This window comes from Pinirhizobacter soli (assembly GCF_015905305.1).
Lineage (GTDB): Bacteria > Pseudomonadota > Gammaproteobacteria > Xanthomonadales > Rhodanobacteraceae > Pinirhizobacter > Pinirhizobacter soli.
This window is the reverse complement of sequence record NZ_JADZLQ010000001.1, coordinates 2,156,918-2,182,268: the sequence shown is the minus strand read 5'-3', so window position 1 is coordinate 2,182,268 and position 25,351 is coordinate 2,156,918. Positions and strand designations below refer to the sequence as shown.

The 25,351-nt window shown below is 65.0% G+C and carries 24 protein-coding genes; 6 read left to right on the top strand and 18 right to left on the bottom strand.

Annotation, left to right across the window (positions count from 1 at the left end):
• Positions 1-98 precede the first annotated feature (98 nt).
• Together NDK18_RS09705 and NDK18_RS19500 are read left to right on the top strand one after the other, a co-directional pair.
• Positions 99-926 (top strand): YbaY family lipoprotein, encoded by an 828-nt coding sequence (locus tag NDK18_RS09705; RefSeq protein WP_250627625.1) that lies wholly within the window; start codon positions 99-101, stop codon positions 924-926.
• A 325-nt stretch (positions 927-1,251) separates the two neighbouring features.
• Entirely contained in the window at positions 1,252-1,611 is a 360-nt protein-coding gene (locus NDK18_RS19500; RefSeq protein WP_484573316.1) for a DUF6289 family protein, read from the top strand.
• A 168-nt stretch (positions 1,612-1,779) separates the two neighbouring features.
• Here NDK18_RS19500 and NDK18_RS09700 read toward each other — a convergent pair whose 3' ends face one another.
• The 6 genes from NDK18_RS09700 to mnmG all read right to left on the bottom strand — a co-directional run bounded on the left by NDK18_RS09700 (position 1,780) and on the right by mnmG (position 9,651).
• Positions 1,780-3,597 carry an autotransporter outer membrane beta-barrel domain-containing protein gene (locus tag NDK18_RS09700; protein ID WP_250624479.1) on the bottom strand — a complete coding sequence of 606 codons (1,818 nt, stop codon included), beginning with the start codon at positions 3,595-3,597 and terminating at the stop codon, positions 1,780-1,782.
• Between the two features lie 123 nt (positions 3,598-3,720).
• Positions 3,721-4,041, bottom strand: coding sequence for a helix-turn-helix domain-containing protein (locus NDK18_RS09695; protein WP_250627624.1), 321 nt, complete (start codon positions 4,039-4,041; stop codon positions 3,721-3,723).
• Positions 4,010-4,405, bottom strand: a complete 396-nt coding sequence (locus tag NDK18_RS09690) for a type II toxin-antitoxin system RelE/ParE family toxin (protein WP_250627623.1) — start codon at positions 4,403-4,405, stop codon at positions 4,010-4,012. Before NDK18_RS09690 ends, NDK18_RS09695 begins: the two co-directional genes overlap by 32 nt.
• A gap of 130 nt (positions 4,406-4,535) precedes the next feature.
• Positions 4,536-6,884 carry a Tex family protein gene (locus NDK18_RS09685; RefSeq protein WP_250627622.1) on the bottom strand — a complete coding sequence of 783 codons (2,349 nt, stop codon included), beginning with the start codon at positions 6,882-6,884 and terminating at the stop codon, positions 4,536-4,538.
• A gap of 49 nt (positions 6,885-6,933) precedes the next feature.
• Positions 6,934-7,701: an RDD family protein gene (locus tag NDK18_RS09680; RefSeq protein WP_250627621.1), complete on the bottom strand. Its 768-nt coding sequence runs from the start codon at positions 7,699-7,701 to the stop codon at positions 6,934-6,936.
• Positions 7,702-7,767: 66 nt separating this feature from the next.
• Positions 7,768-9,651, bottom strand: coding sequence for a tRNA uridine-5-carboxymethylaminomethyl(34) synthesis enzyme MnmG (gene mnmG, locus NDK18_RS09675; protein ID WP_250627620.1), 1,884 nt, complete (start codon positions 9,649-9,651; stop codon positions 7,768-7,770).
• A gap of 556 nt (positions 9,652-10,207) precedes the next feature.
• Between mnmG and NDK18_RS09670 the strand changes: the two genes are divergently transcribed.
• Complete coding sequence (locus NDK18_RS09670; protein WP_250624483.1) at positions 10,208-10,390, top strand: hypothetical protein; 183 nt, start codon at positions 10,208-10,210, stop codon at positions 10,388-10,390.
• Between the two features lie 51 nt (positions 10,391-10,441).
• Here the strand turns inward: NDK18_RS09670 and pepN are convergent, their stop codons facing one another.
• A complete protein-coding gene (pepN, locus tag NDK18_RS09665) occupies positions 10,442-13,099 on the bottom strand; it encodes an aminopeptidase N (RefSeq protein ID WP_250627619.1) in 2,658 nt (885 codons plus the stop codon).
• Between the two features lie 68 nt (positions 13,100-13,167).
• On the opposite strand from pepN, the gene NDK18_RS09660 reads away from it, so the two are divergent.
• Together NDK18_RS09660 and NDK18_RS09655 are read left to right on the top strand one after the other, a co-directional pair.
• The gene (locus tag NDK18_RS09660; RefSeq protein WP_250627618.1) at positions 13,168-14,169 is read left to right on the top strand and encodes an aldose 1-epimerase; all 1,002 of its coding nucleotides are present in this window, start codon (positions 13,168-13,170) and stop codon (positions 14,167-14,169) included.
• Positions 14,163-15,110, top strand: coding sequence for a pyridoxal-phosphate dependent enzyme (locus NDK18_RS09655; protein ID WP_250627617.1), 948 nt, complete (start codon positions 14,163-14,165; stop codon positions 15,108-15,110). Before NDK18_RS09660 ends, NDK18_RS09655 begins: the two co-directional genes overlap by 7 nt.
• Here the strand turns inward: NDK18_RS09655 and NDK18_RS09650 are convergent.
• The 7 genes from NDK18_RS09650 to bioB form a co-directional block, all read right to left on the bottom strand.
• On the bottom strand, positions 15,096-15,971 hold the full coding sequence (locus NDK18_RS09650) for a DMT family transporter (RefSeq protein ID WP_250627616.1): 876 nt from the start codon (positions 15,969-15,971) through the stop codon (positions 15,096-15,098). The two genes, NDK18_RS09655 and NDK18_RS09650, sit on opposite strands and share 15 nt — an antisense overlap.
• Before the next feature lie 183 nt (positions 15,972-16,154).
• The gene (locus NDK18_RS09645; RefSeq protein ID WP_250624488.1) at positions 16,155-16,931 is read right to left on the bottom strand and encodes an SEL1-like repeat protein; all 777 of its coding nucleotides are present in this window, start codon (positions 16,929-16,931) and stop codon (positions 16,155-16,157) included.
• A gap of 84 nt (positions 16,932-17,015) precedes the next feature.
• The gene (bioC, locus tag NDK18_RS09640; RefSeq protein ID WP_250624489.1) at positions 17,016-17,900 is read right to left on the bottom strand and encodes a malonyl-ACP O-methyltransferase BioC; all 885 of its coding nucleotides are present in this window, start codon (positions 17,898-17,900) and stop codon (positions 17,016-17,018) included.
• Positions 17,897-18,619 (bottom strand): pimeloyl-ACP methyl ester esterase BioH, encoded by a 723-nt coding sequence (bioH, locus tag NDK18_RS09635; RefSeq protein ID WP_250627673.1) that lies wholly within the window; start codon positions 18,617-18,619, stop codon positions 17,897-17,899. Before bioH ends, bioC begins: the two co-directional genes overlap by 4 nt.
• A gap of 47 nt (positions 18,620-18,666) precedes the next feature.
• Entirely contained in the window at positions 18,667-19,404 is a 738-nt protein-coding gene (locus NDK18_RS09630; protein WP_250627615.1) for a sulfurtransferase, read from the bottom strand.
• Between the two features lie 6 nt (positions 19,405-19,410).
• On the bottom strand, positions 19,411-20,601 hold the full coding sequence (locus NDK18_RS09625; RefSeq protein ID WP_425502742.1) for an aminotransferase class I/II-fold pyridoxal phosphate-dependent enzyme: 1,191 nt from the start codon (positions 20,599-20,601) through the stop codon (positions 19,411-19,413).
• A complete protein-coding gene (gene bioB / locus NDK18_RS09620; RefSeq protein WP_250627613.1) occupies positions 20,598-21,602 on the bottom strand; it encodes a biotin synthase BioB in 1,005 nt (334 codons plus the stop codon). Before bioB ends, NDK18_RS09625 begins: the two co-directional genes overlap by 4 nt.
• An 88-nt stretch (positions 21,603-21,690) precedes the next feature.
• Between bioB and NDK18_RS09615 the strand changes: the two genes are divergently transcribed.
• Positions 21,691-22,344: a ComF family protein gene (locus tag NDK18_RS09615; protein ID WP_250627612.1), complete on the top strand. Its 654-nt coding sequence runs from the start codon at positions 21,691-21,693 to the stop codon at positions 22,342-22,344.
• Positions 22,345-22,348: 4 nt separating this feature from the next.
• On the opposite strand, the gene ubiA is transcribed toward NDK18_RS09615, so the two are convergent.
• The 4 genes from ubiA to ilvN form a co-directional block, all read right to left on the bottom strand.
• On the bottom strand, positions 22,349-23,380 hold the full coding sequence (ubiA, locus tag NDK18_RS09610) for a 4-hydroxybenzoate octaprenyltransferase (RefSeq protein WP_425502741.1): 1,032 nt from the start codon (positions 23,378-23,380) through the stop codon (positions 22,349-22,351).
• Between the two features lie 33 nt (positions 23,381-23,413).
• Positions 23,414-23,566 (bottom strand): hypothetical protein, encoded by a 153-nt coding sequence (locus tag NDK18_RS09605; protein ID WP_250624495.1) that lies wholly within the window; start codon positions 23,564-23,566, stop codon positions 23,414-23,416.
• Positions 23,548-24,789 (bottom strand): hypothetical protein, encoded by a 1,242-nt coding sequence (locus NDK18_RS09600; protein ID WP_250627610.1) that lies wholly within the window; start codon positions 24,787-24,789, stop codon positions 23,548-23,550. The genes NDK18_RS09605 and NDK18_RS09600 overlap by 19 nt, the downstream gene beginning before the upstream one ends.
• Before the next feature lie 108 nt (positions 24,790-24,897).
• The gene (gene ilvN, locus NDK18_RS09595) at positions 24,898-25,350 is read right to left on the bottom strand and encodes an acetolactate synthase small subunit (RefSeq protein WP_250624497.1); all 453 of its coding nucleotides are present in this window, start codon (positions 25,348-25,350) and stop codon (positions 24,898-24,900) included.
• Between the last annotated feature and the right edge of the window lies 1 nt (position 25,351).

The following is a 25,351-nucleotide window of genomic DNA, read 5'->3' as shown; positions in this document are numbered from 1 at the left end:
CGTTTATATTTGGCTCCTCCCCCGGTACGCATCCATGGACGTTCAGCGCCCTGTATGCCCATCGCGCTCTTTTTGTAGTTCTCCAACGAGGTATTTCCATGCGCAGGATCATTCTGCCGTTGCTTTCGGCGGCTTCGCTGGCACTGGCCGGTTGTAATTCTTCTTCCGACAATGCACAGCAGGCTGCTGCTCCGGCACCGACGTCGGTTTCCGGCACCGTGAGCCTGCGTGATCCGTCGATCCAGGTCTCGCCCAACGCCAAGCTCGACGTAAACCTTGTCGATGTTTCCCGTCAGGGTTCCTCGCCGATCGCTACCAAGAGTTTCCAGCCGGTCACCTTGCCGCAGCAGTACAAGCTCGACTTCGATGCCGCCGCCGTGAACGCCAACGACATCTACGTGGTGCAGGCCACCATGGTCGACGGCGACCGCACGTTCGACATGCCGCTGCAGGCGCCCGTGCTGACCAAGGGCAAGCCCGCCACCGCCGATATCGCGCTGCAGGCCAAGGCCACGGCGGGTGAGAAGGAACTGGCTGGCTTCAAGGATCTGCAGAAGCGTATCGGTGGCCTGAAGGTCTCCAACGGCACGCAGCTGCAGGAAGGCGTATCGCGCGGCTGGCAGGTGTTCCGCAGCGGTGCGGACATCGTCTTCATCCGCGAGCTCGTCGATTACGGCGACAAGGGCTTCACCAGCACCGACTACGCCTACAAGAACGGCAAGGTCTGGGTGGCCGAGCAGCAGAAGAAGCCCAGCAAAGATGGCAAGGCCACCTCCACCGAACGCGCCGCCTGGAACGACAACGGCGAACTGGTGCTCAAGACCAATGATGCGGGTAGCAAGACCTCCTCGCTTGGCGAAGACGAAGCGGCAAACCTCAAGAAGCAGGGCGAGTCGATCCTGGCCAAGGGCAAGGGCGGCAAGTAATAAGCGAAGGCAAGAATGTTCCATACTGAAAAGTCCAGGTGCCGCGAGGCGCCTGGACTTTTTCTTTGTGTTCAAAAATGGGTGGTTTGTCTGTAGAAAAGAGCGCTGGCCGCATATAGGCAGCGCGTTCGGCTACGGCAACGATAACGGTCGGTAGTCTCAGGAATGGTGATGCGCGTCAGTGATCCCCTACGCGTGAATCAGAAAAACCCTACAACTTCTGCACTCGGATTTTCACGAGTGGCCTTTAATTGCGCAGTATATTGCTGTTACGGCAATTTCTTGCCGTCTCGACCTGAAGCTTCAGGTCGAGCCTGTGCGAACGATGGGGAACCCGATGAAAATTGCGTTCACAGCAGCGATTATTGTCGCCGTATCGCTTTTTGCTGCACCTCAGGCCGACGCCGCGCGTCAGGCGTATGTCTCTTACACTTATTACAGCGACGCGTCGCACACCACCCAAGTAGGGTTTGAGGAGTTCTATTGCCCAGCGGGATCTTCATCTACGGGTATCCAAACCCCTTACAAAGTACAGGTGATTGAGACCTGCAGCGATGCGGCTGTAGGTACCCCAACCTATAGTCCGCAGCCAGGTGTTCCTCTGCCTCCGCCCCCAACGTACCTCAGCTGCCATATCGCATTCGATGGCGATACATATTATTACTGGTGTGAACCGATAACCTGACTCCATCGATGCGACGGGCCATTCGGCAATAGCCGTTTGAAAAGTTCGAACAGACTGGCCTGAGTCCGGAGGAATTTCGGACTCAGGCCATGATCGTTTAGCTTTCAGCGATACAGCGTTGGAGAAGCAGTTCAATTCATCGAGTTCTTATTTCCCGCTTATGGGATGTCAGAACCCGATCTTCATCCCAAGGTTCACGCTGTTGTACTTCTGCGAGTCGTCGCTGAAGCGGCCGCTGTAACCGATCCAGCTGACCACGCTGTCGGAGAGCTGCGCCATCAGGCCGAGGTCGGCCGTGCCCCAGGTCTTGTCGGGATTGAAGCCCGGCAGTACGAAGCTGCCGTTCATCGACACCAGGCCCGCTTCGATGTCGCGCGGGTCGGCCTTGCTGTCGCGGTTGAAGGACACCTCGGCGTACGGGTGCAGCGCCAGTTCGTGCGCCGTCCAGTTGCCCTGCAGGCGCCAGCCCACGGTGGAGATCAGCGCCTTGCGCTCCTGGCGGCCGAAGGTCATCGCCGACGAATCGTCGCCATCTTCGTTGTACGGGTCGACCTTGTTGTTCTGCCATTCGAAGTTCACGAACGGGCCGGTCTTGATCGACTCCGAGCCGAACCACCAGCCGCCGGTCAACGCGGCGTCCAGGTGCGAACCGCTGGTGTTGCCTGATTCAGTGCGGATGGTGGGCCCGAGGGCGAACTTGCGGTCGATGTCGTTGTAGCTGAGCTGGCCGAAGCTGCCGATGGCGCCGAAGTAGCCGCCGCCCTGGTGATAGAAGGCATACAGGGAGCCTGCCAGGTCCTGCATCTTGTAGCCGCCCTCGCCGCCACGGAAGTCGGCGTCGGTCTGGCTCAAGCCCAAGGCCACGCCGGCGGACCAGTGTTCGGCGAGTTTTGCATCGGCGCCGACGGTAAGGTTCACGTTGTCGGCGTCGGTCTTCACCGAGTTGCCGTTGCCTTCGTACTTCTGCTTGCCGTAATCGACCACCGCGAACAGGCGGCTGTCACTGCCGAAGTTGTCGGCGAGCATCTGGTTGGTCAGTGCATGCACGTGCGCGGCATGCGTGGCCATCGGGGCCTCGCCCAGTAGGGAGATCTTCTCCGGCGCGCTCAGGATCGACAGCGCGTACTGGCCCAGCAGCGCGTGGGCGGCGCCGGTGGGATGGATGCCGTCGGCGAACAGGTAGTTCTGCCCGGCGGTCGGCGACACCAGGGTGCCCGGCGTGCACTGGATGGAACTGGCCGTGGTGCAGGCAGGCGTGGTGACGTTGGTGAAGCCGTACTTGCCCGGCTGGGCGATGATTTCGTTCAGCAGGGAATAGGTGTTGATCGGCACGATGCCCTTGCCCAACTGGGCAAGGCCCCCGTTGAGCACGCCGTTATAGGCCAGGGCCAGGGTGCTGGCGCCGGACGCAGCGGCTGCGCCCTGGGACATGGCGGCCGGCGTTTTCCCGATGTCGGGAATATTGAAGACGATGATGGTCTTGGCGCCGGCCGTCTGCAGGGCCTTGATCGCACCCACTTCCTGCGTGGCGGCCACGGCGGCGGTCTGCAGCGCGGCGGCCTGGGAGGGGGCGGCCGCAGCACCGAGCAGGTCGTTCGCGCCGATCCAGACGCTGTACAGGGCGTGCGGGTCGGCATGGCCGCCGTTGGCGGCGAGGTAGCCACCCACCTGGTTCAGCACCGAGGGCGCTGGTGGCAGGGCAACGTCGGCCGCCACCTTGGCACCGCCATAGGCGTAGTCCGTACCGCCGCTCAGCGAGGGGGTGAGGCTGTAGCCGTAGGCGCTGGCGATATTCTCGATCGCCGTGGTGCTGGGATTGGTGGTGAAACGCAGGGGCACGGGCGAACCCAGTTCCTTGGCGATATTGCCCGCATCACTCAGGCTGTCGCCGAAAGCGACCACCTTGGTGAAGTCGGTGGCCTGGGCCGCAGCGGAGAACAGCAGCGCCGTGGTGACGGCCGCTGCGAGGTGGCGAAGACGTGGCATTGGAGGAACCCCTGGTCGAGCTGTGTTAGAGAATCGTTACGTTAATGCAACACATACGGAAGCGCATGTTGCGGCGCGCCATAATAAATCGCTCATTTTCAAAGCTAAAGTGTGCGTCGCCATTCAGGTAGAGACGCTAATCCCCGGACCCAGGGAGCGCCTGGCAGGGCGGACGCTAATCTCGACATGCTGATCCAGCGACACCAGCGCAATCATTAGCCTCTCCAACGAGATGTTGAGGAGCTTGTAATTCCGTATATGGGAAACCTTCGGCTGGGACATGCCAATGAGGTCGGCAACCTGGGATTGCTTGAGGTGCCGACGGTCAACAAGCTCGTTGATCTTGAACGCCAGAAGGGCCTTTGCCGACAATTCCTCGGCATCCTCGAACCCAAGATCAAAGAGAACGTTTTCAGTTCCCGGAGGCGTTGCGTTTCTTGCCATGAAAGATCGCTCCTTGCACGTCATTGGCCAGTACCTGCTTCAAACGACTCCCAACGACTTCGATGTCGAGCCTTGGCGTGCTGATACCTGACTTCGATTTCTTCTGGAACGCATGCAGTACGTGCATCGCGTTGCCGAGGCACACAACGAAAACCGCACGAAACGCATTGCCTTGATAATCGGCCAGAAGTTCGAAGACACCCGGTCCGAGACCCTTCCATGGCTTCGCCGACGGCGGCATCCCGCCCAACTGGGCAACGTAAAGCGCAACGCCCATGTTCTTCTGGACACGCACGGGAAATGCGGAGAAATCGTCCTTTGACGAGCCCGCCCAGTAGAGCGCTCGACGAACCTCAGGTTTCATTATACCTGTTCGGATATGAACCGCAATTGGCCTCCATCATTCTGAAATGACAAGAGCCGGCTTTCGCCGGCTCTTGTGCTTCCATCCACGTACGTTTCTCGCTTGCTCTTTGTAAGCGATCGCCTCGGAGCTACCGCTTTAACGCCTTCGAAAACGCATCCGCGAACGCATTGTTGGCAGGCGCAGGCGTCGCCTTCGGTGGCGCGGGCCCACGACGGTCGCCGCCACCACGCGGTCCACGGCCATCGTTGCCACCACGGTTGCCGCCAGCGCCGTCACGCGACGCCGGCTTCCCACCACGCGCCTCACCCGGCACATCATCCAGCCTCATCGACAGCCCGATGCGTTTGCGCGGCAGATCCACCTCCATCACCTTGACCTTGACGATGTCGCCGGCTTTTACCGCATCACGCGGATCCTTGACGAAGGTGTGCGACAACGCCGACACGTGGACCAGGCCATCCTGATGCACACCGATGTCGACGAAGGCGCCGAACGCGGCCACGTTGGTGACGCGGCCTTCAAGCACCATGCCCACGGCGAGGTCTTTGAGGTCTTCCACGCCTTCGGCGAATGTCGGTGCCACGAATTCCGGGCGCGGGTCGCGGCCTGGCTTTTCCAATTCCTTCAGGATGTCGCGCACGGTCGGCACGCCGAAGGTGTCGTCGGTGAACTGTTCGGGCTTGAGTCCGCGCAGGAACGACGTATCGCCGATGATGTTGCGCACTTCGCGGCCGCACTGCTTCAGGATGCGCTCGACCACCGGATAGGCTTCCGGATGCACGGAGCTCGCATCCAGCGGATTGCTGCCGCCGGCGATGCGCAGGAAGCCGGCGCATTGTTCGAAGGCCTTGTCGCCCAGGCGGGGCACCTTCAACAATTCCTTGCGGCTGCCGAATGCGCCGTGTGCGTCGCGGTGCTTCACCACGTTCTCCGCCACGCTCGACGACAACCCCGCAACACGCGCGAGCAACGGCGCGGAAGCGGTGTTGACGTCCACGCCCACGGCATTCACGCAGTCTTCCACGCGGGCATCGAGCGCACGCGCCAGCTTCACCTGGTTCACGTCGTGCTGGTACTGGCCCACGCCGATCGCCTTGGGTTCGATCTTCACCAGCTCCGCCAGGGGATCCTGCAGGCGGCGCGCAATGGACACTGCGCCGCGGATGGAAACATCCAGTTCCGGGAATTCCTTCGAGGCAAGCTCCGATGCCGAGTACACCGAGGCGCCGGCTTCGCTCACCACGAGCTTGGAAAGGCCAAGATCCGCATGCTTCTTCATCACTTCGCCGGCGAGCTTGTCGGTCTCGCGCGAGGCGGTGCCGTTGCCGATGGCGATCAGGTTCACGCCGTGCTGTTTCGACAACGCCGCGATGCGGGCAAGGGACTGGTCCCACTGGTTGCGCGGTTCGTGCGGGTAGATGGTGTCGAAGGCCAGCAGCTTGCCGGTGGCATCGACGATGGCGAGCTTGCAACCGGTGCGGATGCCCGGGTCCAGGCCCATCACCACCTTGTTGCCGGCAGGTGCGGCCAGCAGGAGGTCTTTCAGGTTGTCGCCGAACACGCGGATGGCTTCGTCCTCGGCGCCTTCGCGTACGCGGCCGAAGAGGTCGAGCGTGAGGTGCAGATGCAGCTTCACGCGCCAGGTCAGGCGCACGGTTTCGCGCAAGAAGGCATCGGCCGCGCGTTTGCGGTCGATGATGCCGGCGCGCACGGCGACCCGGCCTTCACCTTCGGCGTGGCCCTGCTCGGCGTCGCTGCCGGGGATGAGGTCTAGCTCGATGATGCCCTCGTTGCGCGCGCGCATCAGCGCCAGCAGACGGTGCGAGGGAATTTTCGCCACGCTTTCCATGTGGTCGAAGTAGTCGCGGAACTTCGCGCCTTCGTTTTCCTTGCCTTCCACCACGCGGGCCTTGATCTGGCCGACGTCCCACATCCAGTCGCGCAACTCGCCCACCAGCTGGGCGTCTTCGGCGATCGTTTCCATCAGGATGGCGCGGGCGCCGTCGAGAGCGGCGCGGACATCGGCGACGCCTTTTTCTGCGTCAACGAAGGTAGCTGCCAGCGCATCGGGATCTTGCGTGGGATCTTCGCGCAGCGTCGTGGCCAGCGGTTCCAGGCCCGCTTCGCGTGCGATCTGCGCCTTGGTGCGGCGCTTGGGCTTGTAGGGCAGGTAGAGGTCTTCCAGGCGTGCCTTGGTGTCGGCCTCGTTGATATCGGCCTTCAGCGCGTCGGTGAGCTTGCCCTGCTCGGTGATGGAGTCGAGGATGGCCTTGCGGCGGTCTTCCAGCTCGCGCAGGTAGCGCAGGCGCTCTTCGAGCAGGCGCAGCTGGATGTCGTCCAGCCCGCCGGTGACTTCCTTGCGGTAGCGGGCGATGAACGGCACGGTAGCGCCGCCGTCGAGCAGTTCCACCGCCGCGCGCACCTGTTCGGGCTTGGCGGCGACGTCCTGGGCAATGCGTTGTTCGATCGAGAGCATGCTTGATGCGGGTTCCGTTGATACGAACCCCGCATCATAGCAAGCACGGTCAGGCGCTGAACGAACCGTCGTCGTTGCGTGGGGCGGGCTGCTGCGGTTGGTTCCGCGTGGCGCTGGCGCGACCGTTCAGCACCAGGGTGCTGGCCATCATGTCGTGCAGGGCCTGCTTGCGCTCGGTCCAGCCAGCCATCATGAAGCCGATGCACAGGGTGAATGAGCTGATGATCTTGCCGAAATGACGACCGGTGGCGCGCAGGAAGCTGATGCGCCGCCCTTCGTCGTCGGTTACGCGGATCCCCATGGCGAGCTTGCCCGGCGTGCCCTGCATGGCGGAGCTTTCACACAGGGCGAAGTAGGCCCAGGTCACCAGCGTCTGCACGCCGAGCGCCGGCAGCATCGCGCTCCAGAAGACACTGTAGGCGGCCATCATTACCGCGGGGTCGTTGTTGGCGCTTTCGATGGTGTGCAGCATCGCCGTCTGGGCGGCGGCAGCGCCGAGCAGGTTGCCGATAATGAGGTGTGGAATCCACAGGATGATCACATCCACGATATAGGCCGCCACGCGCTTCCAGAAGCCGGCGTAGGGTTGTGGGTCGGCTATCCATCGCTCCCGGGGCGGTGGCGGCGGCATGGGCGTGGCGCTGCCTGCGGCGGGCGCCTCACCGGGGAACAGGTCACCCGCCGGCTGCCAGTCGGTGAGGCCCGCATGCCAGGCCAATTCCCCGGGCTTGAGCGAGCCCTCGCGCAGCCACTGGCGGATATCGGCCTCGCTGTAGGGGCCGAACCGTTCGCCATTCCGGCCAATCCACACTTCCATGATGAACTCCGCTTAGGACTGGACCGATGATCGCACGGGGCGTCGGCCGTCCGTAACCGTCGGAAGTCAGGCGGCCGCGCGTCGCTTGATATGCACCAGCAACAGCGAGATCGCCGCCGGGGTGACGCCGCTGATGCGCGATGCCTGGCCGATGGTGGCCGGCTGCCCACGCTTGAGCTTGACGAGGACCTCCGCCGAGAGTCCACGCACGCGGTCGTAGTCGAAGCCCGCCGGGATGGCCAGGGCCTCGTGCTTGCGATGGCGGGCGATTTCCTCGTGCTGGCGCTCCAGGTAGCCAGCGTACTTGGCCTGCACCTGTACCTGGGCCGCCACGTGCTCGTCCTCCACGGCCGGGCCCATGCCAGGCACGGCCATCAGCGCGGCGTAGTCGATCTCCGGACGGCGCAGAAGATCCAGGGCGTTCGTCTCGCGGCTGAGGGGCAGGCCCAGGGTGGCCGTGACGGCAGCGCCCAGGGCGTTGCCTGGGGCCGCCCAGGTGGCGCGCAGGCGGGCGGACTCAAGCTCCGTCGCCTCGCGCTTGGCGACCAGGCGGGAAAGGCGCTCGTCGTGCACCAGGCCCAGGGCGTGACCGGTTTCGGTAAGGCGCAGGTCCGCGTTGTCCTCGCGCAGGTGCAGGCGGTATTCCGCCCGCGAGGTAAACATGCGGTAGGGCTCGATGGTGCCGTTGGTGGTGAGGTCGTCGATCAGTACGCCGATATAGGCCTCGTCGCGCCGCGGGAACCATGGACCCTCGCCGCGCGCCTGGCGGGCGGCGTTCAGCCCTGCCACCAGGCCCTGCGCGCCGGCTTCCTCGTATCCGGTGGTGCCGTTGATCTGGCCGGCGAAGAACAGGCCGCCGATCGCGCGGGTTTCCAGCCACGGGTTCAGGTTTCGCGGGTCGAAGTAGTCGTATTCGATGGCGTAGCCCGGCCGCGTGATATGCGCGTTCTCGAAACCGCGGATCGAACGCACCAGTTCAAGCTGCACGTCGAAGGGCAGCGACGTGGAGATGCCGTTGGGATAGACCTCGAAGGTGTCCAGCCCCTCCGGCTCGACGAATACCTGGTGCGAGGACTTCTCCGCGAAGCGGACCACCTTGTCTTCGATGGAAGGGCAATAGCGTGGTCCGATGCCCTCGATCTGGCCGCTAAACAGCGGCGAGCGATCCAGCGCGCCGCGGATGACTTCATGCGTGCGTTCACTGGTATGGGTGATCCAGCAGCTCACCTGGCGCGGATGTTCGCTGCGCGTTCCCATGAAGGAAAACACCGGCGCCGGATGGTCGCCGGGCTGTTCTTCCATCACCGAGGTATCGATGCTGCGCAGGTCGATGCGCGGGGGGGTGCCGGTCTTCAGGCGATCGACGCCCAGGGACATCTCGCGCAGGCGGCTTGCCAGGGTGGCCGCCGGAGGATCACCGGCACGGCCACCGGCATACTGTGCCGGTCCGATGTGGATCTTGCCGGCCAGGAACGTGCCTGCCGTAAGGACGACGGTCGCCGCGTGGAAGGCCAGGCCCATCTGCGTGCGCACCCCGGCAACGCGGTCGCCTTCGAGCAGGAGGTCGTCCACGGCCTGCTGGAAGAGCTCCAGGTTCGGCTGCGTTTCCACCATCCGGCGAATGGCGGCTTTGTAGAGCGAGCGGTCGGCCTGGCAGCGCGTGGCGCGTACGGCGGGGCCCTTGGAGGCATTGAGCGTGCGCCACTGGATGCCGGCGCGGTCGGCCGCATGCGCCATCGCCCCGCCCAGGGCATCGATCTCGCGCACCAGATGGCCCTTGCCGATGCCGCCGATGGCCGGATTGCAGCTCATCTGGCCGATGGTCTCGATGTTGTGGGAAAGCAGCAATGTGCGCGCACCGCAACGCGCGGCCGCCAGGGCTGCCTCGGTACCGGCGTGGCCGCCGCCGACGACGATCACGTCGTAGCGGGTGGGATGGGTGAGCGACATGGTGAAAAGTGACGCGTAAGGGCAGGAGATGCCTATTTTAACCCGTGCAGCGCCCGTGAACGGCAACCGGGGCCAGGACCGCTGAATCGTGCGTCAGGCGCTGGCGATGCGCTTAACAACTACCTTTCTGGCATGGCTGATGCATAAATGCTGGGGCACTTCCCCCGGGCAGATGCTGCGCATGATGCGCGCTGAGGTCAGGCGACAGGGGCCGGACCGCGTGCCGGGGAAGGTAGCAAGCTGGAAAAGGAGGATCTGGCGCCCGGCGGTCTCAGGAACAGGGGGAATCCAGGATGACCGTGTGCCGGGCGCCAGAAACCGTTAAAGGCTGGCATCAAAAGAACCGCACTTGCTGCGGTTTTTTGTTACCCCGAATATTTACGCTGATCGAATGAACGGCGTGTGACTTTTTCGTTGTCGACATGCCGGTAAGCGGCATCTCGTGACGCAGTACGTCAGGTTTTTGTCTATGTCGTAAATAGTGTGATGAAGATCACACTTGTGGCACGACCCATGCATCGCCCTGTGTACCAAGCACCTCGGGAGGAGAACTGCCATGGGATCTCATGAACTGGAACCTGTCTACAGGCACCACGATCTGCTGATCGAACTAGGTCGTCTGGAAATGGCGATGGAGCATCTGGAAGGCCGCGACGAGGAAAAACGAGCCGCCGTGGCGCCTCGCCTGGAGCAGCGTATTGTCCGCGTGCGTCAGGAAATCTCGCTGCTGGCTGCCTGATTCGCCTGTACGACAGCGAAGAACGCCCCGCCACGCGGGGCGTTTTGTTTTTCAGCCCCCGACGACACGATCCAGGATGTCGGCAAGGTCTCGTGAAAGTCCCTCGTGGGCCTGCATCCGGTTCACCGCTGCGCGGGCCAGTTCACGCTGAGGCTCCACCAGGCGCGCCCAGCCGTTGAAGGCGGTGCCCAGCCTCGCGCTCACCTGCGGATTGAGTGCATCGATCTGCAACAGCCGATCGGCGAACCAGCCATAGGCAGCGCCATCGGCACGATGGAAGCCGGTGGGATTGGTGCGCGCGAAGGCGCCCATCAGCGACTGCACCCGATTGGGGTTCTTGAGGTTGAACGCTGGATCGGCTTCCAGGCGCTGTATGCGGGCAAGCGCCCCGTCGCCCGGCAGGGATGCTTGCAACATGAACCACTTGTCCAGGGCCAGGGGATTGTCGTCGTAGCGCGCACGGTAGTGTGCAAGGCGGCTGGCGGCGGCGGCTTCATCCGTACGCGCCAGCGTGGCCAGGGCCGCGAGCCGGTCGGTCATGCCTGGGGCGGTCTCGTACTGTCTGGCGGCGAGCGTGGCGGCCCTGGCCGGCTCCATGGCAGCCAGGAGATCGAGCACGCGGCGTTGCAGGCGCCGCCGGGCTTGCGCGGCCGCGTCCAGATCGGCGCTGGCGCGGGCAAACAGGGTGGCATAGCGCGCTGCCAGCGTACCTGCACCCACACGCATGGCAAGCCGCGACAGCAACTGCTGGCGTGCCGCGTGCACGGCCGCCGGATCGTGCCGTGGCTGGCGGTCGGCAAGCTCGATCTCGCCAGGGGGCGTGAGCAATTCGGCCAGCAGCGCATCGTCCATCGACGGATCGGCGAAGATCGAAGCTATCGATGCAGTCCAGGCGTCGGCGGCACCGTGGGCGTCCTCGCCCGAAAGGCAGGCGTCGAACGCCAGCGCAGCCAGCTGCTGCCCGGCTTCCCAGCGATTGAATCCATCCACGTCGTAGCGAAGGAGCAGCGCAAGTTCGGTGGGTGCGTAGTCGTACTCCAGCATCACCGGCGCTGAGAAACCACGCAGCAGGGAGGGCACGACGTCCTCGCCGATGTCCTCGAAGACAAAGTCGCGCTCGGCATGGCTGAGCACGATCACGCGCTCGTCCGCCGCGGCCTGGCGAGACTCGCCCTGCATGCGCAATGGCAGCATGCGACCGTCGCTGGCGAACAGGGCCAGTTTCACCGGGATCGGCAGCGCCTGCTTGGCGCCGTGGCCCGGCGTGGGCGGCGTTTCCTGCGACAGGTGCAGCGTATAGCGCCGCTGGCCGGGATCGAACGAGCCGCGACCGCGCAAGCGCGGTGTCCCGGCTTGCGCATACCAGGCCAGGTAAGGGGTGAGATCCACGCCGTTGGCATCGCCCAGCGCGGCGAGGAAATCCTCGATGGTCGCGGCCTCGCCGTCGTGGCGTTCGAAATAGGCGTCCATGCCGCGGCGGAACCCCGTCCGTCCCAGCGAGCCTGCGATCATGCGCACCAGCTCGGAACCTTTCTCGTACACCGTGGCCGTATAGAAATTATTGATCTCGCGGTATTCGGCCGGGCGCACCGGGTGCGAGAGGGGACCTGCGTCTTCGGGAAACTGAGCCCGCCGCAGCAGGGCGACATCTTCGATGCGCTTGAGCGCCGCGGAATTCATGTCGGCGGAAAAGCTCTGCTCGCGGTACACGGTAAGCCCTTCCTTGAGGCTCAACTGGAACCAGTCGCGGCAGGTCACGCGGTTGCCGCTCCAGTTGTGGAAGTATTCGTGCGCCACCACGGCTTCCACGTGCAGGTATTCATCGTCCGTGCTGCTGTCCGGGTCCGCCAACAGGTATTTGGCGTTGAAGATGTTCAGGCCCTTGTTTTCCATCGCACCCATGTTGAAGTCGTGGGTGGCGACCACGTGGAAGACATCCAGGTCGTAGTTGCGGCCGTAGGCTTTCTCATCCCACCGCATCGAACGCACCAGGGCATCCATGGCGTAGTGGCAGCGATCGATCACATCGGCCTCGGCCCAGATGTGCAGCTCTACGGCGCGGCCGTTGGCGGTGACGTAGTCGTGGCTGATTCGTTCCAGGTGTCCGGCCACCAGCGCGAAAAGATAGCTGGGCTTGGGGTGCGGATCGACAAAGCGTGCCCAGTGGCGGCCATCGGCCAGCTCGCCGCTGCCGTCGGGGTTGCCGCCGGCCAGCAATATCGGGAAGCGCCTGGCATCGGCGCGGAGGGTCACGGTGTAGCGCGCCAGCACGTCGGGCCGGTCGGGGAAATAGGTGATGTGGCGGAAACCCTGGGCTTCGCACTGCGTAAGCAGGAAGCCGGCCTCGCGACTGCCGGAGAGGTACAGGCCCTCCAGCGCGGTGTTGGTCGAAGGTTTGATGCGGACGCGGGTGGTCAGCACGAACTGGTCGGGTACCTCGTGCATGACCAGGCCTCGTTCGCCTGCCGTATAGCGCGTGGGTGCCACCGGATCGCCGTCGATCAGTACCTCAAGCAGTTCCAGGTCTTCGCCGTCGAGCTCCAGCGGAGCGCCGGGATCGCCATCGCGGCTCAGGTCGAGCCTGGCGATGACCTCGGTTTCGTCGATCCCGAGGGAAAAATCGAGTTCCACGTGGGCCACCCGCCAGGTCGGCCGCGTGTATTGGGCCAGCCGCACGGCGGGGGCGGCACTGTCGTTGCGTGCTTTCATGTCGGGGATCGCGCCAAGGCTGAACCGGCAGGCTAACATGCGGCTTTTCGGCTTGGCAGGACCATTCGATGAACCGATTCAGCATCACCCGGGCCTTCATGGGGGGATTTCCCCTGGTCGTGCTTACCGACAATGAGCGGGGGCTGGTGCTGCGCGTGGCCGAACGTGGGGCCACCGTCGTTGGCATCGAGGTGCCCCTGGCCCAAGGGACCTTCCAGGTGGCGGACGGTTTCCGCGATGAAGCAGAGCTGGCCGCCGGCAAGAGCGCGCGTTTCGCCATCATGGCCCCGTTCGCCAACCGCATTGCGGACGGCCGGTACCGATTCGACGGCGCCGGGTACGACATGCAGCCCGGGGTTACCGTCGACCGGGGTGTGCGCCACGGGTTCCTGCGCACGGCCGATTTCGACGTGGTCGATGAATTCGTTGGCGAGGACAGCGTGTCGGTGGCCTTTTACAACGGCAGCATCCGGCCCGGTGTGCACGAGGGCTATCCCTTTGCCATCGACACCACCATCCGTTTCACCCTCGATGCCGGCGGCATCACCTTGCAAGCGACGCTTCGCAATGTCGGCGATAGCGATGCGCCTTGCTTCTTCGGCTGGCATCCGTATTTCCGCATGCCCAATGGCCTGGTGGACGATTGGCTGCTGCAGGTCGACGCGGCATCGCTCGTGCTTACGGATGCGGGCACCATTCCGCTGCCTGGTGCTGACGCCTTAGCGCCGCTGGACAAGGCCGATCCGTCGCTGGATTTCCGCAGCATGCGCGCCATCGGCGCTGCCCAGATCGACAAAGCCTATACGGGTCTTCAGCGGGAAGGTGACGGCCGCGCCCGTATGCGCCTGCGAGATCCACAGGGCGCGCTGGAAGTTCGCGTCTGGCAAACCGATGGCGTGGGGCTGGTATTCACCGGCGACACGGTACCGCGCGAGCCGCGCACGTCGGTCGCCATGGAACCGATGGAAGCGTTGACCAATTCCTTTAATCGCGACGACAGTGCAGATCGTGTGCGGTTGGCGGCCGGTGCCGAGCGCAGCTTTACCTGCGGCATCGAACTGGCATGGTAACCGCCCCCACGTTCGACCAGGTCCGCGATGCAGCCGCGCGCATCGCCGGCCATGCGTTTGTGACGCCGGTGATGCGTCACGACGCCCTTGATGCCCTGGCGGGTGCGGAGTTGTTCTTCAAATGCGAAAACCTGCAGCGCGGCGGCGCGTTCAAGTTCCGCGGCGCGTGCAACGCGGTATGGGCGCTGGATGAAACCACCGCAGCGCGAGGGGTGGTAACCCATTCGTCCGGCAACCATGGCACGGCACTGGCGATGGCCGCCGCCACGCGAGGCATCGCTGCGCATGTCATCGTGCCTGAAGGTGGCGTGCGTGCGAAGTTGGCCTTGATCGAAAAGGCGGGTGCGGTGGTGCATCGCTGCGCGGCGACCCAAGCCGCGCGTGAGACCATGGCGGCGCGCGTACAGGAAGAAACCGGTGCCGTACTGGTGCACCCTTATGCCGATACGCAGGTGATGGCCGGGCAGGGCACGGCGACCCTCGAACTGATGGCGCAGGCGCCCGGGCTGCACACGATCCTGATACCGGTAGGCGGTGGCGGCCTTGCCGCCGGTACCGTGATCGCCGCACGTGGCATTGATGCTTCGGTGGTGGTGCACGCGGCGGAGCCCGCCGGCGCTGCCGATACCAGCCGGTCGCTGGCGTCGGGCAGGCGCGACGTCGACTTCGTGCCCGACACGGTCTGTGACGGTCTTCGCGCGGCGGTCGGCGAGACGAACTTCGCTGTACTGGCAGCTCACGGCGTGAACGTGACCACCGTCACCGATGCCGAATGCATCGCGGCCATGCGTTTGGCCTGGACGCACCTGAAGATGATCGTGGAAGTCTCAAGCGCCACGGTGCTTGCGGCCGTGCTGAAGCAGCCAGGCTTGTTCGCCGGCAAGCGCATCGGGCTGGTGCTTACCGGTGGAAACGTGGATTTCGACTCACTTCCCTGGTGAGCGGCCCACGCCTGTCACGGCCGCCAATCCCGCGACGATGAAGGCCATGCCCAGGCCCGAAGTCGGCGAAACCGTTTCGTCGAGCAGCAGCCAGGCCAGGCCCACGCTTGCTACCGGTACGGCGAGCGTGGATACCGCCGCAACCGTGGTCGGCAACCGCTTGACCACGAGCGCCCAGAGGGCCCAGGCGATGCTCGAAGCCATCACCACGCTGTAGGCGAGTCCGGCGATGAACGCCGGCGCCCAGTCGATGGGACGCTGCGGAACGCAAAGGGCCACCACCGATAGCGCGGCGGCACCGAAGGCCATCTGCCAGGCAGTCAGCGAAAGCGGTTGCACCGGGTGCTTCTGGAACAGCCGTTTGGAGATCACCGTGGCACCCGCCCAGCAAAGACCGCCTGCCAGCGCCAGCAGGGTGCTGGTGGCATTGCCAAGTCCGCGCCAGGGCTCGATCACGCAAACAAGGCCGTTGGCTGCCAATGCCACGCCTGTCCACTGTCGTCGCGTGGGCACCTCACCCAGGGTGATCCAGGCGATCAGCACGGCCCAGAACGGCATGGCATAGACCAGCAATGCCACGTGCCCGGCGCCACCCGTCATCAGCGCCAATTGCCCCAGACCCTGGAACGCGGCCGTTTGCAACAGGCCAATGGCGATGGTGGGGCCCAACGGCGGAGGCCGCATCGCCTGGCGCGTCACCGCCATGCCGGCGAACAGCAGCACCGCCCCGCCGGCATAGCGCAGCGCGGCAAAGTCGAACGGCCCGGCGTGGCGCAGCACCTGCTTCATCACGATCCAGCTGTAAGACCAGATCAGCACGGTGACGCCCATCGCGACCAGGGCGCCGCGTCGGCTGGACATGTCGTTCATGGGGGAGTGCGGGCTCTGCGAAAACCACGAGCTTACCCGAGGGTGAAACGTTCACGGGCCCGTCATCGCGCTCTTCGACGACGACATAAGCGCCAGGCGCCGCGTGATGCGGCGCGGTTATCGGAGAAGCTCGGATAAGCCGGCAGGCGCAGGAGCGCCTGCCGGCCTTGAGGCTTAGCGTCCCTTGCTGGCGGCGGGCGCCGCGGCAGCCGGACGTGCAGGTGCGCTTGCTGGGCTGTACGAGCGATAGCCACTATAAGACGGCGCGTTGTATCGGTTGTTGAAAGCGTTGCCGCGCAGGTCGATCGGGAATGGCAACGCGTGCCCGAAGTCCTGTGGGCCAAGTTCTGCGACGAGGTCGGAGTTGTCGTAGTCGGCGTAGATATTCCACACGTTGGCGTAATACGTGTAGGTGTTGCCGGGGGACCCGGCGGACATGTGGCGCAGCTCGCGGTGCAGGCGCGTCTTCGCCCGCTCAAGGGCGACGGAGTCGGCGTACTTCACCTTCAACTTCTGCATTTCCTGCCAGCCTTGCTGGCGCTCGGCCTCGGTGGATTGCTCGATCGCCGAGTGTTGCGTGGCGGCGTAGACGGCTGTCTTGCGTTCGGCGGCAAGCGTTAGCCACGCCAGTCCCAGCGGGCGGTTCTTCGGCAGCTGGTCACCGTTGAAGTAGGCCACGCCCAGCGCATACTGCGCGCGCTTGCTGCCCCAGGAAGCCGCTTCCTGAAGGTTGTAGAGCGCCGCGTTCCGGTTACCGTCCCAGAACGAGCGAACGCCCTCGCAGAAGTAGTAGTTGCCCGGAAGCATGCGTTCGAGCCCATCGGGGCAGGGCTGCTGATTCATCGCGGCGGCCTTTTCCTGGCCGGGAAGCGGCGTGGGCTCCTCGCCTGCCGTGGCGGCCATGCCCACACTGGAAAGCGCAAGTGCAATGACAAGACTGATTCGTTTCATGACTTCCTCCATCGCTCCCCCGAGCAAGCTGGATGCTACTCCTGCCTTGGGGCGGTGGAGATGAAGCTGTTTTCATCCAGGACCTTATCCGCGCGGCCGCCGCGAACCACGGAGCTTGTCGATCGGGAAACTGGCCACTTCGCCGCCGGCGCTGGCCCGGGCCTGGCCGTCGGGAGCTCCCCAGGCGTGCGCCGTGACCACTTCCCAGGTGGCCGGCACGCGGCCATCCACGCGCAAGGCCTCGTAACGCTCGAGCATGCGGCGATAGTGCCCCTTGCCGGTGAGGCCGCGCTGGCGTGACGCGTCGGCGTTGGTGGCTCCCAGGCCCTTGAGGTCCTTCATCAGCCCGGTAGGGTCGGCATAGGTCAGGGTGTAGCGCTCGACGCTGAGCACCGGATCCTTGAACCCGGCCGAAAGCATCGCATCGCCGATGTCGTGCATGTCCAGGAAGCGGGCCACGTGAGGTTGCCCGTCGCTTTCGGCCCAGGCCTGGCGCAACTCTTTCAGGGTGTCGGGGCCGAAGGTGGTAAAGGCGAAGAAGCCGCCGGGACGCACCACGCGCACGCATTCGGTGAAAAGGCGCGGAAGATCCTCGCACCACTGGAAGCACAGGTTCGAATGCAGCAGGTCGACGCTGCGATCATGCACCGGCAGGGCGTAGGCATCGGCGCAGACGCGACCGAAGGGCTTGAGCCATCCGGAGTGCGATTTCGCCTGCCGCAGCATCGGCAACGACAGGTCGATCGCCACCACCTGGGCCTTGCCATAGGCCTTCTTCAGCAGCGCCGTGCCACGACCGGTGCCCGCGCCGACATCGACGATGCGCTCAGGTGTTTCGGTGAAGAATTCCAGCCGCTCGAGCAGGCCCTGCTGTACCTCGCGCTGCAATACATCGTGCTCTTCATAGGTTGCCGCCGCACGCGAGAAGCTGCGCTGCACCTGGCGGTGGTCGAAGTGGAAGTCGCTCATGGCAAGGTGTCGATGAAGGTCGTGATGGCCGAGGCAACGACATCGGCATGGCCGATGAAGGGAGCATGCCCCGCGTGGGGAATATCGATGAAGCTGCCGTTGCACAGTGCCGCGGACGCCTGCATGGCGGCAGGATGGACCACGCGGTCGCGGTGGCCGGCAAGCCAGAGACTGGGGGTCTTGAGCGTTGGCAGCCGCCCGCGCAGGTCCGTGTTTTCGAGCAGGGCGATGCCTTCCATCAGCACGCGGGCATCAGGTTCGCCGCGCGAGAAAACAAGTTCTCGCATGTGCCGGGCCTCGCCACGCGGATCGCCGCTACCCATGGCCTCCAGGGCGATGAACCGCTCAAGCGTGGCGTGGTAGTCGCCCGCCAGGTCGCTGGCCAGCTGGCTCACGAGTTTCCGGTCGCTGCCGTCCGGCCAGTCGTCGGCGCGCACGAAGCGCGGCGTAGCGTCCACCATGACCAACGCGCTCACGCGCCCAGGCAGGTCAAGCGCGGCAGTCAGCGCCACCAGGCCGCCCAGCGACCAGCCCAGCCACGCTGCCGGTGGCGTGGCCGATGCCACGGTGCGTGCAATCGCCAGCGGTTCAAGCGGCAACGCGGACATACGGGAGCGGCCGTGGCCGGGGAGATCCACCAGGTACATCGTGAAGCGGTCGCGCAAACGCTCGACAAGGGGATCGAACACACCGCCGTGCATCGCCCATCCGTGCAACATCACCAGCGGCGTCGGTCCTCGGCCCTGGACATCGATGGAAAGCTTGTTCACGCCTTGGCTGCCGGACGGAGCGATGGATCCAGCGCGATGCGGTCGTCGAAGACGAAACACTCGCCGTGGAAATGCGCGCCGCCCACTTCCTCGAAATACTTCAGGATGCCGCCTTCGAGCTGGTAGACATGGTCGATGCCGATATCCTGCATGTGGATGGCAGCTTTCTCACAGCGGATGCCGCCGGTGCAGAACGATACGACCGTCTTGCCGGCGAAACGCTCGCGATCGGCGGCCACGGCTTCGGGGAAATCGCCGAAGCTTGCCAGTCGATAGTCGACCACATGGGTGAACGTGCCCTGGTCCACTTCGAAATCGTTGCGGGTATCGAGCATCACCACTTCGCGCCCTTCGTCGTCGCACCCGGTATCGAGCCAGCGGGCGAGCGTTGCGGGGGGCACCGAGGGCGCACGAGAAAGCTCAGGCCGCACCAGCGGGTGGCGCATGGTGATGATTTCTTTCTTCAGGCGCACGCGCATCCGCCGGAAGGGTGGCAGCTCCGAATGGCTTTCCTTGGGCGTGATGTCAGCGAAGCGCGGATCGGCGCGCAGGAAGTCCATGAACGCATCGATAGCACCGCGGGGGGCGGCCAGGAACAGGTTGATGCCTTCCGGGGCGACCAGGATCGTGCCCATGAGTGCCAGCGCCGTGCATTGTTCGAGCAGGCGCTCGCGCAGGGCCGGCGCATCGTCGATGCCGACGAACTTGTAAGCGGAGATATTGAGCGTGGACATGACCGCCTATTGTACCGCGCGGTCCCGCACCGTCTCCGGTACCGCCCGGTCCAGGGCCTCAAGCAGGCGATCGATGTCCGAAGGCTCATGAAGGGCCGAAAAAGTCAGGCGCAGCCGGGCCTTGCCCACGGGCACAGTGGGTGGCCGAATGGCCGTGGCCAGGATGCCCTCCGCCGCGAGCGCCGCGGCCACGGCGCAGGCTATGCCCGCTTCGCCCAGGATCAGCGGCTGGATCGGCGTGGATGATGGCAGCAGCGCCAGGCCCAACTGGCCGGCGCCGGCGCGAAATCGCGCAACGAGGCTCGCAAGCCTGGCACGGCGATCGTCGGCGGCCTGGGCCAGGCCGACCGCGACCCGGCTGGCGGCGGCCAGCGCCGGGGGCATGGCCGTGGTGTAGATATAGCTGCGCGCGAACTGCACGAGCCCTTCGACCAGGCTGGAGCTGCCGGCCACGAACGCGCCTGAGGTGCCCAGCGCCTTGCCCAGCGTGCCCATCAGCACCGGAACATCGGCCATGCCGAGGTTCGCCGCGACCACGCTGCCGGCGCCTTGTTGCCCGATCACGCCCAGGCCATGTGCGTCGTCGACATGCAGCAACGCGCCTTCGCGGCGGCAAATGCCGGCAAGTGTCGCCAGCGGTGCGATGTCGCCGTCCATGCTGAACACACCGTCGGTGGACACCAGTGCCGCATGGCCGGGACGCAGGGCCAGTTGTCGTGCCGCGCCGTCGGCATCGCCATGGGGATAACGCCGAAGCTCGGCGCCTGCGGCGCGCGCACCGTCGATCAAACTGGCGTGGTTCAGGCGGTCCTGGATTGATATCGATCCGGCCACCGACCCCAGCAATACCTGCATCAAGCCGGCGTTGGCCATCATTCCAGTGGAAAACAGCAAGGATTTCTCGCGTCCCGTCCAGGCAGCCAGGGCTTCCTCCAGCGCTGAGTGTTCACGCGTGTGCCCGTTGACCAGGTGCGCGGCGCCGGACCCTGCCTGGACCGCGCGACCGAGCGCGGCGACCACATCCGGGTGATGGGCCAGCCCCAGGTAGTCGTTGCTACCGAATACCAGGTAACGACGGCCGTCGACCGTGGCGTGCCGCCCGTCGCCGGCATCGACCGTGCGCAGGCGCCGGTACAGGCCATCAGCTTCCCGCTTGCTGGCCGCCGCCGCCAATGCGGCCAGCAGCGAGGGCCTCACGCGGCGCAAGGCTCGATGATGTCGGCGTGCACGGTGCCGGTATCGGCGGCGATTTCCATCGCGTGGATACCCAGCCGCCTGAATAGCTGGCGGTCGTGTTCGACATCCGGGTTGCCGGTGGTCAGCAGTTTCTCGCCATAGAAGATCGAATTCGCCCCGGCGTGGAAACAAAGCGCCTGCACGGCGTCATCCATTTGCTGGCGCCCGGCCGACAGACGCACCATCGAGACCGGCATCAGGATCCGCGCCACCGCGATGGTGCGCACGAAGTCGAACGGATCCAGCGGCGCGGCATCGGCCAGCGGCGTCCCCGGGACCCGCACCAGCTGGTTGATCGGCACCGACTCAGGGTGCTGGGGCAGATTGGCCAGCGCCTGCAGCAAGCCGGACCGGCCGTCGGGCGATTCGCCCATGCCGACGATGCCGCCGCAACAGGTGCGCAGGCCCGCATCGCGCACATGGGTGAGCGTATCCAGGCGGTCCTGGTAGTCGCGCGTGTGGATGATCTGGCCGTAGAACTCCGGCGCGGTGTCCAGGTTGTGGTTGTAGTAATCCAGCCCTGCATCCTTCAGTGCGGACGCTTGCGGGCCGGTGAGCATGCCCAGCGTGGCGCAGGTCTCAAGTCCCAGCGCCTTCACCGCGGTGACGATCTGCGCCACCTTCTCCACGTCGCGATCCTTCGGCGCACGCCAGGCGGCGCCCATGCAGAAGCGGCTGGCGCCGGCATCGCGGGCGGCTTTCGCCCGCGCCACCACGGCATCCACGCTCATCAGCTTTTCGGACTTCACCCCCGTGTCGTAACGCTGGGCCTGCGGACAATAGGCGCAGTCCTCCGGGCACCCACCGGTCTTGATCGACAGCAGCGTGGATACCTGCACTGCCTGCGGGTCGTGATGCTCGCGGTGAACGCTATGGGCGCGGTGCAGCAGCTCGCCGAAGGGGAGATCGAACAACGCCTGGATTTCCTCGCGGGACCAGTCGTGGCGGAGGGTGGCAGGCATCGGCGGCTCCGGAATGGGGAAAGGCGAAGTGTGGAAAGGACATTCCATTGTGTCAACCAAACTAATCAGAAGAAGGTTTACAGCGGCCTTGGATCGCCTGATTCCTGCCCGCTGCCTGCTTTGCCATGCACCGGGTGACGGCATGGACCTTTGCATGGCGTGCCTGGCCGACATGGGTAACAACCACCACGCCTGCCAACATTGCGGCCTGCCGCTCCCGCCCGGCCTGTCGCTATGCAGCGACTGTGTCCGCCAGCCGCCCCCCTGGTCCGGCGCCTGGGTACCGTTCCGCTATGCATGGCCGCTGGATCTACTGGAGGCGCGGTTCAAGTTCCATGGCGACCAAGCCTGTGGAAAGGTACTGGCCTGGATGTGGTGCGCCGCCGAGCCGCCGCGGCAGTTGCCCGACGCGATCATGCCGGTACCCCTGCATCGTTCCCGGCTTCGGACGCGTGGCTATAACCAGGCACTGGAACTGGCGCGGCCGCTGGCACGGCACCTTGGACTGCCCCTGCTTAGTTGCTTGCGGCGCTCGCGGCGAACCACGGCCCAGACCGAACTCGATGCCCAGGCGCGGCGCGGCAACCTGCGCGACGCGTTCTCCGTCACAGGCTTGGTGCCACCACACGTGGCCATCCTCGATGACGTCATGACCACCGGCGCCACCATGGAAGCCTGTACACGGGCCTTGCTTGCCGGCGGTGCAACGACCGTCGATGCCTGGGCGCTGGCGCGTGCCTGATGGGTTACTTCAGGGCCAGTGCCAGCACGATGCCCACCCACAACGCCAGGCCCACCCAGTTGTTGTGTCGGAAGGCCGCCAGGCACGCCATGCGTTCGCGCCCGCGGGTGAGCCACTGCTGCCACCCGAACAGGCCGCACGTGACAACGATCGACAGCCAGTACGGCCAGCCTAGCGAGGCGCGCGTGCCCACCATCACCATGGCCAGCACGAAGGTGCCCATCAGGACCCACAGGATGGCCAGGTCCGCATCGCCGAACAGGATGGCGGTGGATTTCGCGCCCATCTTCATGTCGTCCTCGCGGTCGACCATGGCGTATTGGGTGTCGTACATCGTCGACCACACGATGTTGGCCAGGAACAACAGCCACGCAACCGGCGGCACCGTATTGGACACCGCGGCGAAGGCCATCGGGATCGACCAGCCGAAGGCAGCGCCCAGCACCACCTGAGGCAGGTTGGTGTAGCGCTTGGTGAAGGGGTAAATCGCCGCCAATGCGGCGCCGGCAAACGACAGGTAGATGGTAAGCCGGTTGGTGAACAGCACCAGCACGAACGAGGCCAGCAGCAGTACGCCGAACACGGCCAGCGCTTCGCGCGGCGTTATCCGTCCCGATGCCAGCGGCCGGCCGGCAGTGCGCGCCACATGCGGATCGAGCTTGCGATCGGCGAAGTCGTTGATGGCGCAGCCCGCCGCGCGCATGAAGAACACGCCCAGGGTAAAGATCACCCAGGGGCCGAACGGCGGGAAGTCTCCGGCGGCGATCCAGAGCGCCCACCAAGTGGGCCAAAGCAATAGCAGCGCGCCGATCGGCCGGTCCATCCGGGTCAGTACCAGATAGTCCCGGGCCTTGCCACGCCACGCAGGCGGCAGGCGCGCAAGCAGCCAGTCGACTACCTTCGACGCCCCCGCGGTCGCGTCCGCGGGGCGTGCAGGAATTGGAGCCGCGACGGCTCGCGGCTTGCGGACCGAGGTTTTCCTGGTGGCGGCGGTCGCTAAGCGACGGCGCGGTTTGCGCGGCGGACTCATCGGCATGAGTCTAGCGCCGCGCGATGTCACGGTTAAGCGTTAGATCTCATCTTCATCAACTTCTTGATCGCCGACGTCCGGGTCAGCGTCGTGCTCGGGCTTGTAGTGGCCGGGCTCCCGAATGTCGCCGTCGGGACGTTCCTTGCCGGGTTCAGCGATGGGTGGCTGGGGGTTCATGGGATTGTTGGGCATGGGGAATTCCTCAGGTGGGGAAGTCCGAACCATCCCGGATTCGGTGTGAAGTGATTGGAAGCCGTTCGTGATGCTGCAGTCAGGCAGGCGCTTCCCACACGATTCAGGGCGGCGCCAACCTTGCCAAAGGCCGGCGCGGCATAGCGGGTGCCCCCCGCAAGCAGGAGATAGGCGGAAAACAACACGCCCACGCGCGCCAGTTGCGCGCCAGCCTCCGGGATTCCGGGGGTGTCGTCATGAATGGCGTCCTGGGTGGCGGCCATGGCGGACACTGCCGCGGGCACGAATGCGGCGAGCGTTGCCACCGTGACGACCCCAACCGGCGTAGCGAGCTTGCGCAGGCCTGCCGGTAAATCCACCACGGCGCATAGCGCCGCCCATCCAGCCTGCCGTGCAAGGCGGCCTGTGTGGGCTGCGCGTCCCTCGCGAAGTTGCCCGATGACGGAAACCATGTCATCACGCATCAATATCCCGCACTGGCGTTCGAGCTCCCCGGGAAGGGAAAGCCGCTCCATGGCATGGCCCGTGGTTATGGTGGCAAGCATGCCGCCTGCGATTTCGATGCCATTGTCGACATTGGCCACGAGGTCCGGCCTGCCGGCCAGCACCAGGGACACATGGGTGAGTGCGCGCACGAAGTTGCGGAACGTCAAGGGAAGGGTCGTGGCAGTGAGGTACGGGACCATGGGCACTGGCGAGGCCAGCTCTGCCGGCGTGTATGTCATGCCTTCGAACATGTGCCGGAACACTTCATCGAGCACGACGATCGCCGAACCGAGGCTGGCGCCATACAGGGCGGCCGCTGCGGCGGTACTGCCAGTAAGCTGGGCGAAACCCTCGAAGCCCCAGAGATTAAGCGCGAGCGTCACCAGGCCTGAAGGAAAACCATCGCGTAGCGCATAGCGTGCAACGTTGGTCCAGGCATCGCGGCTCGTGGCACGGCAAAGCAGGGTGTCCAGCTCCTGGGGGGACACGTGCGCCCCGGCAAGTTCGCCGGCTATGCGATCGGCTATGTCATCGGGCTTGTCCCCCACGATCGCGGCCACCGCTTTCCGGAGCAACGGGCTGGGTACATTGGTGACGGCTTCCATCGACACCGTATGCGGCTGGGAACGATCGCTGCCCTGGATGCTTGGGATTTCGTCGGCTAACCCTGACAAGGTGCCCATCTGAGTCAGGATGCAGGGCGAAGTGTCGACGCCGGGAACAGTTGATGAAAGCATGCATTGGGACCCATAGGCTGATTCGGGAAACCCAACCCTACGCATACGTGCAAACCGCCGCGACCAGGAATCGTCCGGCCGCGGCAGCCTAACTGTCGGAAAAAAATCCTAGGAAGCGAGCGCGGCCAACCCGCTGCGTGCCACATCGTGCACCGTGGCCCGGATAGCCAACTGGGTAAGGAACTCGTCCACATCGTCGGCATGCCCGCTGAATTCGGCCACGCACTGATCGCTGCCGCTGGAAAGCACGCGGGCATGGCTGTTGGCCCAGGCCAAGCCCGAGGCTGCGAAGCGCACGACGACCAGCTCGCGCTCCACGTGCTGGCGGGTGGTGAGCTCCTCGATGCTGATCACATCCACCAGCTTGCGCGACTGCTTGACGATCTGCTCCACCACGGCGTCGTCGCCATACACCACCAGTGAAAGCCGCGAGGCTTCCTCATCGCCGGTGGCCGCCACGGTGAGCGATTCGATGTTGTAGCCGCGCGCGGCGAAGAGGCCCGCCACGCGCGCCAGTGCGCCGGCTTCATTTTGCAGCAGGATCGAAATCAGGTGCCTCATG